This window comes from Mangrovimonas futianensis (assembly GCF_021245805.1).
GTDB classification, from domain to species: Bacteria; Bacteroidota; Bacteroidia; order Flavobacteriales; family Flavobacteriaceae; genus Mangrovimonas; species Mangrovimonas futianensis.
This window is the reverse complement of sequence record NZ_JAJJNF010000003.1, coordinates 12,802-28,273: the sequence shown is the minus strand read 5'-3', so window position 1 is coordinate 28,273 and position 15,472 is coordinate 12,802. Positions and strand designations below refer to the sequence as shown.

20 protein-coding genes and 1 tRNA gene are annotated in these 15,472 nt (G+C 35.4%); 1 reads left to right on the top strand and 20 read right to left on the bottom strand.

Going from position 1 to position 15,472, the window contains the following annotated elements; translation table 11 throughout:
• Positions 1–47: 47 nt before the first annotated feature.
• The 20 genes from LOK78_RS05430 to LOK78_RS05335 form a co-directional block, all read right to left on the bottom strand.
• The gene (locus tag LOK78_RS05430) at positions 48–1,310 is read right to left on the bottom strand and encodes an NAD(P)/FAD-dependent oxidoreductase (protein ID WP_232634199.1); all 1,263 of its coding nucleotides are present in this window, start codon (positions 1,308–1,310) and stop codon (positions 48–50) included.
• Between the two features lie 105 nt (positions 1,311–1,415).
• Positions 1,416–1,616 carry a YgaP family membrane protein gene (locus tag LOK78_RS05425; RefSeq protein ID WP_166959144.1) on the bottom strand — a complete coding sequence of 67 codons (201 nt, stop codon included), beginning with the start codon at positions 1,614–1,616 and terminating at the stop codon, positions 1,416–1,418.
• A 126-nt stretch (positions 1,617–1,742) separates the two neighbouring features.
• On the bottom strand, positions 1,743–2,039 hold the full coding sequence (trxA, locus tag LOK78_RS05420) for a thioredoxin (RefSeq protein ID WP_053972241.1): 297 nt from the start codon (positions 2,037–2,039) through the stop codon (positions 1,743–1,745).
• Positions 2,040–2,059: 20 nt separating this feature from the next.
• Complete coding sequence (locus tag LOK78_RS05415; RefSeq protein ID WP_232634197.1) at positions 2,060–2,797, bottom strand: DUF2490 domain-containing protein; 738 nt, start codon at positions 2,795–2,797, stop codon at positions 2,060–2,062.
• Positions 2,798–2,830: 33 nt separating this feature from the next.
• Positions 2,831–3,292 carry a c-type cytochrome gene (locus LOK78_RS05410; protein ID WP_232634187.1) on the bottom strand — a complete coding sequence of 154 codons (462 nt, stop codon included), beginning with the start codon at positions 3,290–3,292 and terminating at the stop codon, positions 2,831–2,833.
• Between the two features lie 2 nt (positions 3,293–3,294).
• Positions 3,295–3,561, bottom strand: a complete 267-nt coding sequence (locus tag LOK78_RS05405) for a heavy-metal-associated domain-containing protein (RefSeq protein WP_166959138.1) — start codon at positions 3,559–3,561, stop codon at positions 3,295–3,297.
• Positions 3,562–3,566: 5 nt separating this feature from the next.
• Entirely contained in the window at positions 3,567–3,917 is a 351-nt protein-coding gene (locus LOK78_RS05400) for a rhodanese-like domain-containing protein (RefSeq protein ID WP_232394508.1), read from the bottom strand.
• 36 nt (positions 3,918–3,953) lie between these two features.
• Positions 3,954–5,372 carry an MBL fold metallo-hydrolase gene (locus LOK78_RS05395; RefSeq protein WP_053972236.1) on the bottom strand — a complete coding sequence of 473 codons (1,419 nt, stop codon included), beginning with the start codon at positions 5,370–5,372 and terminating at the stop codon, positions 3,954–3,956.
• 147 nt (positions 5,373–5,519) lie between these two features.
• Entirely contained in the window at positions 5,520–6,935 is a 1,416-nt protein-coding gene (locus LOK78_RS05390) for an MBL fold metallo-hydrolase (protein WP_053972235.1), read from the bottom strand.
• 78 nt (positions 6,936–7,013) lie between these two features.
• The gene (locus LOK78_RS05385; RefSeq protein WP_232634186.1) at positions 7,014–7,835 is read right to left on the bottom strand and encodes a sulfite exporter TauE/SafE family protein; all 822 of its coding nucleotides are present in this window, start codon (positions 7,833–7,835) and stop codon (positions 7,014–7,016) included.
• A gap of 71 nt (positions 7,836–7,906) precedes the next feature.
• Positions 7,907–8,539 carry a Crp/Fnr family transcriptional regulator gene (locus LOK78_RS05380; protein ID WP_232634184.1) on the bottom strand — a complete coding sequence of 211 codons (633 nt, stop codon included), beginning with the start codon at positions 8,537–8,539 and terminating at the stop codon, positions 7,907–7,909.
• Between the two features lie 2 nt (positions 8,540–8,541).
• The gene (locus LOK78_RS05375; RefSeq protein ID WP_232634183.1) at positions 8,542–8,928 is read right to left on the bottom strand and encodes a DUF983 domain-containing protein; all 387 of its coding nucleotides are present in this window, start codon (positions 8,926–8,928) and stop codon (positions 8,542–8,544) included.
• Positions 8,929–9,044: 116 nt separating this feature from the next.
• Positions 9,045–9,118 (bottom strand) — tRNA-Arg (locus LOK78_RS05370).
• Between the two features lie 69 nt (positions 9,119–9,187).
• Positions 9,188–9,463 (bottom strand): ATP-dependent Clp protease adaptor ClpS, encoded by a 276-nt coding sequence (locus LOK78_RS05365; RefSeq protein WP_053972231.1) that lies wholly within the window; start codon positions 9,461–9,463, stop codon positions 9,188–9,190.
• Positions 9,464–9,479: 16 nt separating this feature from the next.
• Entirely contained in the window at positions 9,480–10,307 is an 828-nt protein-coding gene (prmA, locus tag LOK78_RS05360) for a 50S ribosomal protein L11 methyltransferase (RefSeq protein ID WP_232634182.1), read from the bottom strand.
• A 223-nt stretch (positions 10,308–10,530) separates the two neighbouring features.
• The gene (gene tpiA, locus LOK78_RS05355) at positions 10,531–11,280 is read right to left on the bottom strand and encodes a triose-phosphate isomerase (RefSeq protein WP_232634181.1); all 750 of its coding nucleotides are present in this window, start codon (positions 11,278–11,280) and stop codon (positions 10,531–10,533) included.
• On the bottom strand, positions 11,277–11,771 hold the full coding sequence (locus tag LOK78_RS05350; protein ID WP_232394514.1) for a TlpA family protein disulfide reductase: 495 nt from the start codon (positions 11,769–11,771) through the stop codon (positions 11,277–11,279). The genes tpiA and LOK78_RS05350 overlap by 4 nt, the downstream gene beginning before the upstream one ends.
• Before the next feature lies 1 nt (position 11,772).
• Positions 11,773–12,849 (bottom strand): ABC transporter permease, encoded by a 1,077-nt coding sequence (locus LOK78_RS05345; protein ID WP_232634179.1) that lies wholly within the window; start codon positions 12,847–12,849, stop codon positions 11,773–11,775.
• On the bottom strand, positions 12,850–13,938 hold the full coding sequence (locus LOK78_RS05340; RefSeq protein WP_336246328.1) for a BT_3928 family protein: 1,089 nt from the start codon (positions 13,936–13,938) through the stop codon (positions 12,850–12,852).
• 9 nt (positions 13,939–13,947) lie between these two features.
• The gene (locus tag LOK78_RS05335) at positions 13,948–14,481 is read right to left on the bottom strand and encodes a DUF1599 domain-containing protein (RefSeq protein ID WP_053972224.1); all 534 of its coding nucleotides are present in this window, start codon (positions 14,479–14,481) and stop codon (positions 13,948–13,950) included.
• 142 nt (positions 14,482–14,623) lie between these two features.
• Between LOK78_RS05335 and folP the strand changes: the two genes are divergently transcribed.
• Positions 14,624–15,451 carry a dihydropteroate synthase gene (gene folP, locus LOK78_RS05330; protein ID WP_232634176.1) on the top strand — a complete coding sequence of 276 codons (828 nt, stop codon included), beginning with the start codon at positions 14,624–14,626 and terminating at the stop codon, positions 15,449–15,451.
• The last annotated feature ends 21 nt before the right edge of the window (positions 15,452–15,472 follow it).

Below are 15,472 nucleotides of genomic sequence, written 5' to 3'. Positions count from 1 at the left end.
TACCATCTCTTCCCTACCTAACTAAAAATCTAATTACATCAATCTAATTATACATTTTGGCCTTTTAACATTTTGTTCCAATACAAATAAGGCAATCCATATTTTTTCAACAACCACAATCTATAATGCTCCTTAGAACTATCAAAAATTAGCATTTGTTTTAACTTAGGGTCTGGAGTAAAATTGCCGTCATAGTCAAATTCAGCCAAAGCCATTTTACCATATCCAGTTATCAAAGGACAAGAAGAATATCCGTTATATTTCTTGTTGGTTGCTTTCTGTGACGCCATAAGTTTTTTTATGTTATCAATTACTACAGGCACTTGTTTTCTAACTGCAGCCCCTGTTTTTGCGGTTGGCAACCCTGCAACATCTCCCAAGCCAAATATGTTTTCATACTTGTTATGCTGTAACGAGTGTAAGTCAACATCTAACCAGCCATCAGCGTTTACCAGACTTGATTCCTTAACAAATTTTGGTGCCGTTTGAGGTGGTGCTAAATGCAACATATCAAATGGCATTTCAACTACTGTTTCTCCAGACATTTTTTCTCCTAAAGAATTGTCTTCAGTCACATAACAATTGCTTTCATCAGGGTCAACATTTTTAAAATAAACCAATTTTTTATCCGCATCAATCTTCACTGGAGCATAAAAAGGTTTGAAATGCATACCATATCTATTGATAACCTTCTCTAATGTTTTTTTAATGGGTTTCACACCAAAAATAACACTACCTGGGGTAGCAAATACCACATTAGTTTTATCTAAAAGATCATGTTTTCTGAAATAATCAGCAGATAAGTAAGCTATTTTTTGTGGTGCCCCACCACATTTTATTGGGGTGGTTGGTTGGGTAAATACGGCATTACCTCCTTTAAAATTTTTCAAGGTTTCCCATACATGTTTTGGATTGGTATAAATACTACAAACCACTCCTTTCTCCATAGCTTCAGGAAGTCCTTCAATGAGCTCTGGTGCCATCACCAATCCTGGTGCAACAACTAGATAATCATAGGAAATATCTCCATTATCTTTGGTTGAAACAGTATTTTTCTCTGGAATAAATCCAGTTGCAAAATCCTTAATCCAAGTCACCCCAGAAGGAATAACTTCTTTCATAGGCTTTGAGGTATCTTCATAATCATAAGTCCCAGCTGCTACCAAAGTAAAAGCTGGTTGATAGTAATGAGTATCTGATGGTTCTATAATTGCAACATCAAAATTTTTATTTTGATTTTTTAATTGGGCTGCAGTCATAATACCAGCCGTCCCTCCTCCAATAATAAGTATTTGATAATGTGATTTCATCTCGTCAAAATTTTACACTATAAAGATACCTCAAGGTCACAATTTATTCAGTAACCTTTGTTACAGATTGTTTATTTACAAAGAACTTAGAAATCTGACTACAATCTATTTCTTACAAGTATTTATTCCTAAAATAGGATATAGCGGACAAAAACCGACCAAGCTGGTTAGGATAAAAACTGCGGCCAAAACATACAGAATAATTGCAATCGTACCTTCTATGATATTAAAATACCCTAAGGCAATAAAAACGACAGCCAATAAAAGTCGAATGGTCCTGTCTGGATTTCCCATGTTATTTTTCATGACATTAATCTTTTAGCAAGTTTATAGTTCACCTAAAGTTAAGCAATAATATGCTCTAAAACATCCATTTACACTTATATCTAACCAAAAAAATTAGATTCCTTTTGATCCTTTATTATAAAAGTCCTAAATGGATGTTAGAATTTTCTGGGTCAAATCTCTTTCTTGAAGAACACCAGGTTGTTTCCACAAAATTTCCCCTTGCTTAAATAACATAAGGGTAGGTATGCTTCTAATGGCATATTTTGCTGATAAGGCTTGGTTCTTGTCCACGTCAATTTTGATAATCCTAACCTTATCACCCAAGCTTTCTTTAACCTGTTCTAGGATAGGAGCCATCATTTTGCACGGACCACACCAATCGGCATAAAAATCAACCAAAGTAGGTTGAGATGAAGCAACTATTTCTGAAAATTTTGCCATAACTAATTGCGTTTAAATTTTTAAATAATTTTATAAGTCAAAGTGGTTTCCCAAATATGATTTGTCACAAATGAATCTGAGTTGAGTTTCAAATACACATCGTGATACCCACTTCTGATTGATACCTTATCATTAATTCGATATTTCAATCCCAAGAACATCCAATTCTGATTGAGAGACTTAGGCCTTACACCTTGATCCAAATTTAATAAAACCTCATCATAAGCCGTAACCTGCAATTTGGTTTTCAATTCCTCTTTAAAAATGGGAATATTAACTATGAAACGGTATCGAAACCTATGATTAAACTTAGTTCCCTCAATTTGATAAACGCCTTGGTTGTTTACCAAGCGATCTTTAAATCGTTGTTCCAATCTTAATCTATGTGCCAGATTGAATTTCTTGAACTTATTTTTAAGTATCACCTGCTCCCAGACATTATTTTCCAAAACATCAAGCCTAGTACTAAAACTTGAATACGCATAATTTTTAATGTATGAATATCCGATTGAAAGATCCACTTCCTCTTTTGAAATATAATGAAACGAGGGTCTAACAATAAACTGCTCCCAATCTGTCGTAAAGTTGGTGCGTCTAAAATTAAATTCGGCACTCACATAATATTTAGCACTAATAGCACCTTCTAAGATTAGGGTATTCCAACTACTATAATGCTTGTAATTTGTATCTTGAGATTGTGCCTGTGGTATTACTAAAAGTAATAAAATACCCCACAAACAACTTTTTAAATTCTTCATTTAGCTTTTTAATTACATAAGAAAGCTTATTGGCTAAAGTCTTTTGTTCTGACATCCCTGCTTTTGATGGTCTTTAAACCACTCTGGCTGGTTCAATTCATTGTCAAACATATAATCTGCAATCAACCTAATGTCTTCCTCACTAAATGCTTGTTTGGGCATCAAGTTAAACTTCCTGACGGCCCCAGGCATTTGGGATTTTTCTAGAGTAGGTTCTTTAACAAACTCCCAAATCGCAGATTTAAAATCTTCTTTACTAGTTTCTGATCCCAAATAGTGCATTTTCACAGCTTGCATAGGTGGAGCCAACCTATTATCCATTGTAGCCGTAGGACTGTGACAAACTGCACATTTTGAATCTAAAAGTGCTTTCCCTGGATGATTTTCACGACTAGTCTCTACACGGTCTGCCGCTAGATAGTTCTCTTTTTTTACGGGTTGTTCACAAGCATTCAAGCCTATAAAAACTATTACTAATGCCACTATTTTTTTCATAATTAACTTATTTTACCAGTCATACAACTTACCATTGACTTGGCTTTTGCTGTTAGACCATTTTCTTCATCAATTGATGGATATCCCAATGACTTTAAAGTCTCTTTTACCTTCAAACTATCTGCTTCTGAATTACTGTGAAAAGAAACTTTGGATTGCATCACGTCAACCTCAACGTCAGAAATATTATGTATTTCAGACACTTTGGAAATGATTGTTTTTGCACAACCTCCACATTTTAGATTTTGAACTATTATTGCTGTTTTCATTTGAATTAAAAATTTTTCTCCCAGGCGAGATATCCTCCTTTGAGATCATATATTTGAATAAATCCCATTTTTTTCAAAACTTTTGCAGCATTGAAGCTACGCTGTCCTGATCTGCAAAAAACATAAACGGGTTTTGATTTGTCCATTTTGGCAAAACCTTCTCGAAAAGATCCCTGATCAAAATAATCTAAATTCAAGGCATTTTTAATAGTGCCTCTTTGGTATTCTTCAGGTGTTCTAACGTCTACCAGTTGCACGTTGTCTTGAATAGCCTTTTTATATTCTGAAATTTCAAGGACATCTATTCCTTCTATATTCTGGGCACCTAGCCCCATTAAATCACTTAAAAATGACATACTTACTAATTTTTGTTTAATGAATTGAGTTTGGGTTTACTGGTTTAAAGTGGATGGACATACATAATCTGTAACAGGAACCCCCGCTTCTTTTAGACCGTCAATCCCCCCATTTATATCAATTAAATTATGATATCCTCTACTTTTTAAAATTGAAGCTGTAATCATACTTCTATAGCCTCCAGCACAATGCAGATAAAATGTATCATCTTTAGGGAACTTTGATAAATAATCATTAAGATAATCTAAAGGTGTATTTTCTACATCCAACAAGTGCTCTGAAAAATACTCGCTCTCCTTTCTAACATCAAAAACTTCAATGGGTGCTTCAGTTTCCAAAATTTCCTTAAAGGTTTCTGAAGAAATGGAGCAAACCGAATCATAATCTTTTGATTCTGTTTTCCAGGATTCAAACCCACCTTTTAAATAACCTAAAGTTTGGTCAAATCCTACTCTTGACAATCTAGTAACTGCCTCTTCGACACGATCCTCTTCAACTACCAACAACAAGGGTTGAGCAATATCTGCTATCAATGCTCCTACCCAAGGTGCAAAATTGCCATCTAAGCCAATAAATATGGACCTTGGGATATGACCTTTTGAAAATTCTTCTTCAGATCTAACATCCAAAACAATAGCACCTGTTTCATTAGCAGCCAATTCAAACTCATTAGGTGTTAAAGCTCTAGTACCTTGAGCCAAAACCTTATCTATATCCTCATAACCTTCTTTATTCAATTTGACATTCAAAGGAAAATACTCAGGCGGAGGCAAAAGACCATCTGTTACTTCTCTTACAAACTCCTCTTTGGTCATATCTGCTCTCAAAGCATAATTCATTTCCTTTTGGTGACCTAAGGTATCTACAGTTTCCTTCATCATGTTTTTACCACAGGCTGAACCAGCACCATGTGCCGGATAAACCACTACGTCATCTGATAAAGGCATGATTTTATCCCTTAAGGAATCAAAAAGGGTTTCTGCTAATTGTTCTTGAGTCATATCTGCCGCCTTTTGAGCTAAATCAGGTCTTCCTACATCTCCCAGAAACAAGGTGTCTCCACTAAAAATAGCATGATCCTTACCATGTTCATCTCGCAACAAATAGGTCGTACTTTCCATTGTATGACCTGGAGTATGCAAAACTTTAATGGTAACAGCCCCCAAAGAAAATTCTTGCCCATCTTTTGCTATAATAGCATCAAAACTAGGGTTCGCATTTGGACCATATATAATTGGGGCTCCTGTTTTCTTGGAAAGGGTCACGTGTCCGCTAACAAAATCAGCATGAAAATGCGTTTCAAAGATATATTTGATTTTAGCATTTCTGCAATTAGCTTTTTTTATATATGGTTGAACCTCTCTAAGCGGATCAATAATAGCGACCTCACCATTGCTTTCAATATAATAAGCTCCTTGAGCTAAACATCCGGTATAAATTTGTTCTATAGTCATTCGTTCTATTTTATTTTCAAAAATAATTTCAAACCTATTGTCTTACAGTAACATTGGTTACATTCCCGTGATACCCACAAAAAAAAGCAGCATTGACATAATCAATGCTGCTTTCTAAGAAAATGAGTAGGTACTTTGACGAGTACTTTATAATAACGTTGTGGGACAGACGTAATCTGTTTTCGGAATTTGGGTGTTGGCAGAGATTTCATCAAGACCTCCTTCAACATCTACAAAATTTTCCCATCCCCTTTGTTTTAAAATAGAGGCTGCAATCATACTTCTGTAACCTCCTGCGCAATGTAAAACAAATGGTTTGTCCTTTGGAAATTCGGACAAGTGTTTATTGATTTCATTTAAAGGTACATTTACCGCATCGATAATATGTTCAGAATCAAACTCACTCTTTTTTCTGACATCAATAATAAGTGGTTTGTCTTCATATCTTTTTTCTAACTCTTTAGGAGAAATTCGGGATACAGAATCAACTTCCTTTCCGCTTTCTTTCCAGCTTTCAAATCCACCTTTTAAATAACCTATAGAATGGTCATACCCCACTCTAGATAATCTTGTGATCGTTTCTTCTTCCTTCCCTGGATAAGTGATAAATAATATTTCCTGTTTCACATCGGGGATCATTTCTCCTACCCACATAGCAAAATTACTTTCCAAACCAATATTGATACTATTTGGAACAAACCCTTTTGCAAAGTCTTCATTCTCTCTAGTATCTAACAACAAAGCCCCAGTTTCATTGGCTATGACCTCAAATTCCTCTGGCGTTAAAGCTTTGGTAGCGCGATCCATAATGGTATCCAAACTTTCATAACCCTTGATGTTCATTAAAACGTTCTGAGGAAAATAACCAGGAGGTGTAGTAAGCCCAGTAAGCAATTCCTTAATGAATTCCTCTTTGGTCATATCGGCTCTTAAAGCATAATTGGTTTTCTTTTGATTTCCTAAAGTATCTGTTGTCTCAGTACTCATTTTTTTACCACAAGCTGAACCTGCTCCATGGTTAGGGTAAACAATTAGGTCATCACTTAAAGGCATAATTTTATTACGCAAGGAGTCAAATAAATGAGCCGCCAACTTCTCTTCTGTCAAATCTGCCACCACATGTTGGGCCAAATCAGGTCGTCCTACATCTCCAATAAATAAAGTGTCACCCGTAATAATACCGTGTTCCTTTCCTTTATCATCGATTAGAAGATAAGTCGTACTTTCCATAGTATGCCCAGGGGTATGAATTACTTTTACTTGATAATTTCCAACCTTAAATATTTGACCATCTTCAGCTACAATTGCTTCATAACCTGGTTTGGCATTAGGTCCAAAAACAATATCAGCTCCAGTTTTTGCTCTCAGGTCAAGGTGACCACTTACAAAATCGGCATGGAAGTGAGTCTCAAAAACATATTTGATTTTAGCTCCATCTTCTTTAGCTCTGTCAATATAGGGACCTACCTCCCTTAACGGATCAAATACCGCTGCTTCCCCATTATTTTCAATATAATAGGCGGCATGCGCTAAACATCCTGTATAAATTTGTTCTACTTTCATTGTAATTAGATTTAAATTAATTTGATTTAATTCAAAATTAAAAGGTAAACTCCTTCTTTTCAGTAACTTTGGTTACATTTAATTTTTCACAAAGAATTCCATATAAAATATGAAAAAAGCCATTACGAAAATGAAATATCCAAATCCTTTTTTTAGTTTTTTACCATCTATAAAATTACTTAAATAGCTTCCGATAAAAATTCCTACAAAAGAGATTGATGTAAAGACCAAAAGAAAGGTCCAGTCAATATTCATAGTTAATGCATCTCCCAAGAAAAAACCCATTAATGATTTTAAAGCAATGATAATAAGAGAAGTTCCTACCGCCACCTTCATTTCAACATTGGCTAAGATCACTAAGGCTGGAATAATTAAAAATCCACCACCAGCACCAATCATTCCTGTGATTCCTCCTACAATTAATCCTTCTAAAAGAATTAGTGGATAATTATATTTGACTTCTTGTTTTTCAACAGCCATTAATTCTTTTTTGACTTTCTTGTTTTTTAACATAGAAAACGCCGCCGGAATCATTAATGCAGCAAAAAGCCCAAACATTCCCATCCTTCTTGTAAACTCGAAAGAACCTATTTCAAACAAAACTTCTGGTAGTGCTGGAACTACATAATGTCTTACAACAGACACTCCAATGATGGCTGGCGCTCCAAAAACAAAAGCAGTCCTCCAATCAACATACCCCTTGAAATGTTGTTTTATCCCTCCTACTAAAGCACTTGCTCCCACAATAAAAAGGGAATACGCTGTAGCTGCTTTTTCATTAATTAAAAACAAATAAGCTAAAACAGGGACCGCTAAGATGGATCCTCCTCCACCTATAAGGCCTAAAGAAATCCCAATAATTAAAGCGCTGATATAGCCAAAAATTTCTAGTAGTGTCATGATTTTGATTTCGTTTTAAGGCAAATTTATGGGGAGACACTCAGGCTCGCAGTAACAAGTGTTACATAAAACTACAAATCAATTATTTCAAGATAATTTCTATGCAGCTCTATCCTTCCCATTTGCTCTAGCTTTTTCAGCAACCTAGATATGACCACCCGTGATGTATGCAAATCATAGGCAATTTCTTGATGTGTATTTTTAATAATATTTTCCTTATTTACACGAGCCTTTTCCTTTAGATATTGAATAAGGCGTTCGTCCATTTGATAAAAGGCTATACTATCAATTGTTGATAACAGCTCGTTGATGCGATTATGATAACTTTCAAAGATAAAGTTCCTCCAACTTTTATATTTGGAAGTCCACTCCTCCATTTTGGCTATAGGCACCATAATCAATTTTGAATCGACTTCGGCAATCGCTCTAATCTGACTTCTATGCTGCCCCATACAGCAAGCCATAGTCATAGAACAGGTATCTCCCTTTTCTAAATAATATAAAAGCAGTTCGTCACCATCTTGATCTTCTCTTAAAACCTTAATAGCCCCAGATATCAATAGAGGCATAGACTTTACAAACTCACCTATTTCCATCATTTTATGACCTGCGGGAATTTCCTTAAAGGTTCCAACCTGAATGATATCGTTGATTAAAGCTTTTTCAAATATATGACCGTATCCTTCGGTGAGTTCCTGTATCATAATTAATGTGAAGTTTTTTGATCTTCCTTTTTAAACTTAAAAAAAAGATTGGCCCAAATAATTTTGGACAATCTATATAATATTGGAGCTAAGATAACCAAAGATACCAAGAAAGTCACAAAAAGAAACCCAGGACCTTTATCTGGGAAAAACAATAGTTTTAAAACCCATATGGCTACAAACAATGCCACTCCCAAACTATAAGAAACATAGTATGAGCCCTGATAAAAACTTGGCTCCATATGATATTTCAATTGACATTTAGGGCAATGGTCTCTCACTTTTCCAATATTGGAAACATCAAAAATAGACCCTTCAAAAAAGGCTCCTTCTTGACATCTTGGACATGTCATAGTAAAGATGCTGTATAGTTTTGTTCCTTTCAACATTTTTAAAAATTTGAAGTAAAACTAAACCTTTCAAAAAGGTTTAAAAGTAACATGGGTTACATATAAGTCTACCGGGAAATAAAAAACCCTATCAAAATTGATAGGGTTTTAGGTTGTGACCTCGGCAGGATTCAAACCTGCAACCTTCTGAGCCGTAATCAGATGCGCTATTCAGTTGCGCCACGAGGCCTTTTTAAAGTGGCTGCAAATATAAATCAATTATTTATTATCCGAAAGGGATTTAAAAAAAAATAAAAGTTTATACAATTTCAGCACTCAAACCAGCATCCAATAACATACTGCAACGCGGTCTTAAATCATCAAAATCACCTGTTTTTACCGTACATTTTCCTTTATAGTGAACTATAATGGAACACTGTTCTGCCTGTTCAGGAGTGTGGTCACAAGCATAAATTAAGGTGTTAATTACGTGATCAAAAGTATTTACATCATCATTGTACAAGACAATCTCATTTTGGTTTTGTACTTCTTCTTCAAGGAGTACATCTACTGAAACCTTTTCCTTGATACTCATAAGCTATTAATTTCTACTAATTTATAAATTTTAGGGCAACCCAATGGTTCTTTTCTAGAGTTTCAACGAGTTTTAACATATGCTTATTGCACTCAGCCTCAATGGATGGGATGTCCTCTCGGTAAAAACCACTCAACAAAAGTGTGCCATTCTCATTCAACGAAGCCACATATGTCTTTATGTCATTAAGAAGGATATTCCTGTTAATATTGGCAATGATGACATCATAGCTTCTATTAGCAAGCATATTGGCATCTCCTTCATAAACATTAATATGGCTGCAATTATTACGTTCAACATTCTCCAAACTATTGATATAGCACCAATTATCAATATCTATAGCGTCCAAATGTGTTGCGCCTCTCATTTCTGCCAAGATGGCCAAAACACCAGTACCGCAACCCATATCCAGCACCGATTTCCCTTCAAACTCATTTTTCAATACATATTGAATCATCATATGGGTTGTTTCATGATGCCCTGTACCAAAACTCATTTTGGGCTCAATAACAATATCATACTTGGTATCAAATTTCTCGTGAAAAGGCGCTCTAATAGCACAGAGGTCATCCACTATAATTGGAGAAAAATTCCGCTCCCATTCCTCATTCCAATTCACCTGTTCTATATCCTCAAAATGATAGGAAATTTCAAACTCATCAGATTTTAAAATCTGTATATCGTCCAATATGTTTTCCCTCCACTCCTCTTTAAGAATATAGGCCGACACACCTTCTTCGGTTTCAACAAAGCTATCAAATCCTACATAGCCTAATTCTGCGATTAAAATCTCAACAGCAGGTTCCAAAGGTTGAACCTTAAAATAGTAGCCAATATAAATCATGGGAGGTTAATTTTTTGGCAAAAGTACTAATCGTTTTAGTGCCAAATAGAATTTTATATTTCTTTTTGCATTTTCCCAATATACCTTCCTGCAAAAAACCCGGTTTAGGAAGGTTACCATCAGAATTGAAACATAAATCTTGAAGAAACCCTATAGAAATTTCCGATGGTTACAAGAATGGTAGAATAAAAAAGGGGTGAAAATTTCACCCCTTTTGATCTATTTAAAATGCATTTACAATCGCAAAGAAATCGTCTGCTTTTAAGGAAGCTCCTCCTATGAGCCCTCCATCAACATCTGGTTTTGAAAAAATCTCTTTCGCATTATCTGGTTTAACACTTCCTCCATATAAAATGGAAACCGAATCTGCAACATCTTCTCCATACTTTTCAGCCAAGGTTTTTCTGATAAAAGCATGCATATCTTGTGCTTGTTCTGGAGAAGCAGTTTCTCCTGTACCAATAGCCCAAACAGGCTCATAAGCTAAAACAATACTTTTAAAAGCTTCTTTTGGCAAATGGAATAAGGCTTCTGAAATCTGGCTTTTTACTACATCTTCTTCTTTCCCAGATTTTCTATCACTTAATTCTTCACCAAAACAATAAATCACACTCATATCGTTATCCAAAGCAGCATCTACTTTCTTGGCCAACAATTCATTCGTCTCATTAAAATATGCCCTTCTTTCACTATGACCTAAAATAACGGTGGTTACCCCAATACTCTTTAGCATTTTCGCGCTTATTTCTCCCGTGTATGCTCCACTTTCTGCAAAGTGCATGTTTTGCGCGATTACCTCAATATCACTTTGACGCAATGATTCAAAAGCCATCCAAAGATTCGTAAAAGTTGGTGCAATCATTACCTCAGCAACGGAGGTGTTTTTTTGTTTTTTAAGGTCCGAAATCAAAGACTCGGTATGTGCCAAATCATTGTTCATCTTCCAGTTACCTGCAACAATTTTTTTTCTCATTTTAATACAGATTTTAAATTGGTATCATCAGCCTTAATGGCTTTGTAAATTTTGATGTTGCCTTTTTCATCAACAACCATATATCTTGGAATCCAATCCAGTTTTAAGAAGGTACCAAAATCTCCTTTCCAACCAGATTGCATAAAATAGTGCTCCCCTTTAACTTCATATTTGTCGATACCCTTTTTCCAACTCTCGATGGACTTATCCAAGGACAAGAATACAAAGTCTATTGCCTCATATTCCTTTTGCAGTTCTTTCACCTTAGGCATGCCTTTAATACAATCACTGCACCAAGAAGCCCAAACTTCAATGAAGAGCATTTTTCCCTGATGTTTCTCAAGAATGGATTGAAAGCTAACAGAATCACCATCCAAAGTGATAAAAGTATCATTTAAGGCTTTTTCAGAAAAAACTGTTGGATTTTCCTGCGCCTGAGTTGTTATATACATTAGGGCAGCTACAAATAAAAGGGCTATTTTTTTAATCATGTTATTCTAATTTGACTTTAGGATCTAGGTAAACATAGATGATATCTACAAAAATATTGATAATAATAAACAAAAGCGCAATAATTAACACGGAACCCATTATCACCGGTAAATCTAGCGTGTTCAAAGCGTTGACGATTTCTTTTCCAAGACCATTCCAACCAAAAATATACTCAACAAAAACAGCTCCTGCCAGCATGGAAGCAAACCATCCTGAAATAGCTGTCACCACAGGATTCAAAGCATTTTTGATTGCATGTCTCTTCACTATTTGAAATTCACTTAATCCCTTAGCCCTAGCCGTTCTGATATAATCTTGATTGAATACTTCCAACAACGAATTTCGCATTAATTGAATTACCACCGCCAAAGGCCGAATACCCAAAACTACGGCTGGAAGCAATAAGTTTTTCCAACGAATGTGCATGGATTCCCCAAAATCATCCAACTCATATAAGCTACCTGTCATTTCCAAATGGGTATATTTATGCAACACAAATCCAAAAAACCAAGCAAAAAGAATAGCACTAAAAAAAGAAGGTATACTCATCCCAAAAGTGGAACCTATTTGAATGACCTTATCCAGCCATTTATCCTTAAATAGAGCCGAAACAATTCCCAAAACAACTCCCAGAAACATAGCCATTGTAATCGCTGAAACTGCTAAAACAAAAGTATTGGGAAGTGTTTCCGCCAATACGGAACTAACTTTTTTTCCTTGTTTTGTAAACGACTCCCTTAGGTAGGGAAACTTAACAACAATGGTGGAATTCCCTATTGAAAAAAGTTGAGAAGCCGTATATTTCCCTTTTTGTAAATGGGTATAATCGCCTTCATTTTTTGAATGAAAAGAAATGGGACTTAAATCATTCAAGTAATAAAAGTACTGAGTCAATAAGGGCTTATCAAAACCATATTTGGCCTTAACCATGGCCAACTGCTCACTATCTTCATTTTGACCCAACATCATTTGCGCTGGATCCCCTGGTAGCACATTAAAAAGAAAAAAGATGACCGTCACTACACCAAACATAGTGAGGAAGGCATAAAAAGCTTTATTTAAAAAATACTTGATCAATTACAACTTCAAATCTTCTACATCATTCCAATGAACTTTTTGGGTAATGGTTCCATTATTTAGAACCAAAATTCCCGGACTAGCCCTTACAATAGTTTTTAAGGCAGTTTCATCGCAGAAATAGAAATCAAAATCTAAACTGTAGTCTTTTTTTACCCTATCCTGGATTTCTGGACCACTAGCTGTCATCCCTATCACTTTATAACCTTTAGCTTTTGCTTCTTTTTCCAAAGAACTCAATTTACTCAAACCATCAGCCTCTGCATTGTTCAAGTTGTAAGTCACAATCATAACCAGCTTGTCCTCATTCAACATATCCTCTGTATAGTCTTCTCCATCCCTTTCAATTGAAAAATCATGAATAGGTGGTTCGTATCCCGGAGTGACTTCCTCGGTATCCACACCAATAAACTCACCGTTAACCGTTGGATACTCCCCTCTGGTTGTTATGATTTTTTCCTCTCCATTTACTTTGAATTTCCAATGGTAATCATTGACCGCTTTTGGCGCCCCTTCAGGGACTATCATATTTTCGTTGATATTAGCACCCACTTTATATGGTCTAAAATCTTTTGAAGGCAAATGCATTAAAACATGATAACCAAACCATAAACTACCTAAAAATCCAACCAGCGCAACAACAGTAACCACAAAGGTGCTAAATATGGGTTTGATATATTTTACCCCAATAAACAAAAATAGTATCATGACCAATAAAGCCACATCCTTCCAAAAACTTTCCCATGGAGTCAATTTTAAAGCATCCCCAAAACATCCACAATCCTTTACCTTATTGAAATAGGCCGAATAAAAAGTAAGAAACGTAAAAAACACTATCATCCCCAGTAAGCTCCAAACGGTGAATTTGGGTTTATATCCTATAAGAAGAAAAACACCCAAAACAACTTCAAAAACAACCACGAATACCGAAATTAACAAAGCATAAGGCTCTAACGCCGGAAGGTTTAAAACTTGTTCACTAAAATACTCTTGTAACTTGTAGGAGAAACCTAAGGGGTCATTCAGTTTAATTAACCCTGAAATAATGAATAATACACCAACTAAGATTCGGAAAACAGTAACTAACATCTTCATAATTTAATTTAAATGGATTAAGGCAAAAACGGCGTAGTTGATCATGTCTTGATAATTGGCATCAATTCCTTCACTCACTAAGGTCTTTCCTTGATTATCTTCAATTTGCTTGACCCTCAATAATTTCTGCAGAATCAAATCGGTTAAAGAACTTACACGCATATCCCTCCAGGCCTCACCATAATCATGATTTTTGTCCATCATTAAGTTCTTGGTCACTTCTACTTTTTCATCATATAGTTTGGTAGCTTCTTCCACGGATAAATCGGGTTGCTCAACCACACCTTTGTCCAATTGAATCAAAGCCATCACGCTGTAATTAATGATTCCAATAAACTCACTGACTTCGCCCTCGTTTACTTTCCTTACATCATTTTCTTGCAAGCCGCGAATTCTTTGGGCTTTAATAAAAATTTGATCAGTAAGGGAAGGTAATCTTAAAATCCTCCAGGCGCTTCCGTAGTCTTTCATTTTATTCACAAAAAGGTCCCGACATGTTTTAATAACATCGTCGTATTGTTTTGAGGTATCCTGCATAAATTGAAATGAATTTTGTGTAAATTTCGCTTAAATTGTTTAAAGTTTCAAGTAATCCAAGCCTAAAGTTGATACCTCTTTGCGATTCCATATTTTTGTTGCATCATTCAACCATTGCAATGTTATTTAGACCCTAATTATTATGACCATAAACTGTAAAGGCAACTTAATTGATCTTTCCACCCCTAAAGTGATGGGAATTTTAAACGTCACTCCTGATTCCTTTTTTGATGGCGGGAAATATAAATCTGAAAGTGACATTTTAAGCCAAGTTGAAGCAATGCTTGAACAAGGTGCCACTTTTATTGATCTGGGAGCTTACAGCTCTCGTCCCAACGCGAATTTTGTTTCGGAAAGTGAAGAACTTCAAAAAAGCATTCCCATTGTTGAGTTATTGACAAAAGAATTCCCACAAATTCTCATCTCAATTGACACCTTTAGAAGTGAAGTAGCCAAGAACTGCATTGAAGCAGGGGCAGCCGTAGTAAATGATATTTCAGCTGGTCATCTGGACGACCAAATGATAGAGGTGGTTGGAAAATTAAAAGTGCCATACATCATGATGCACATGAGGGGAACACCCCAAACGATGCAGCAAATGACTTCCTATGACGATTTATTGAAAGAAATGATCTATTACTTTTCTGAAAGAATCCAATTGGCAAAATCCAAAGGTATTGTTGATATGATTATAGATCCAGGGTTTGGATTTGCAAAGAGCACCAAACAAAATTTTGAATTGCTGAACAAATTAGACTTATTGAACATCATCGATAAGCCTTTATTAGTGGGAGTCTCAAGAAAATCCATGATATACAAAACTTTAGAGACCACAGCAGATCAAGCTTTAAATGGAACCACCAGCATTAATACCATCAGCCTTTTAAAAGGCGCAAAAATATTGAGAGTTCATGATGTAAAAGAAGCTATAGAGACTGTGAAATTATTTAATGAAATGATTTCAAACTAATTGGAAATTTTTATTTTTACC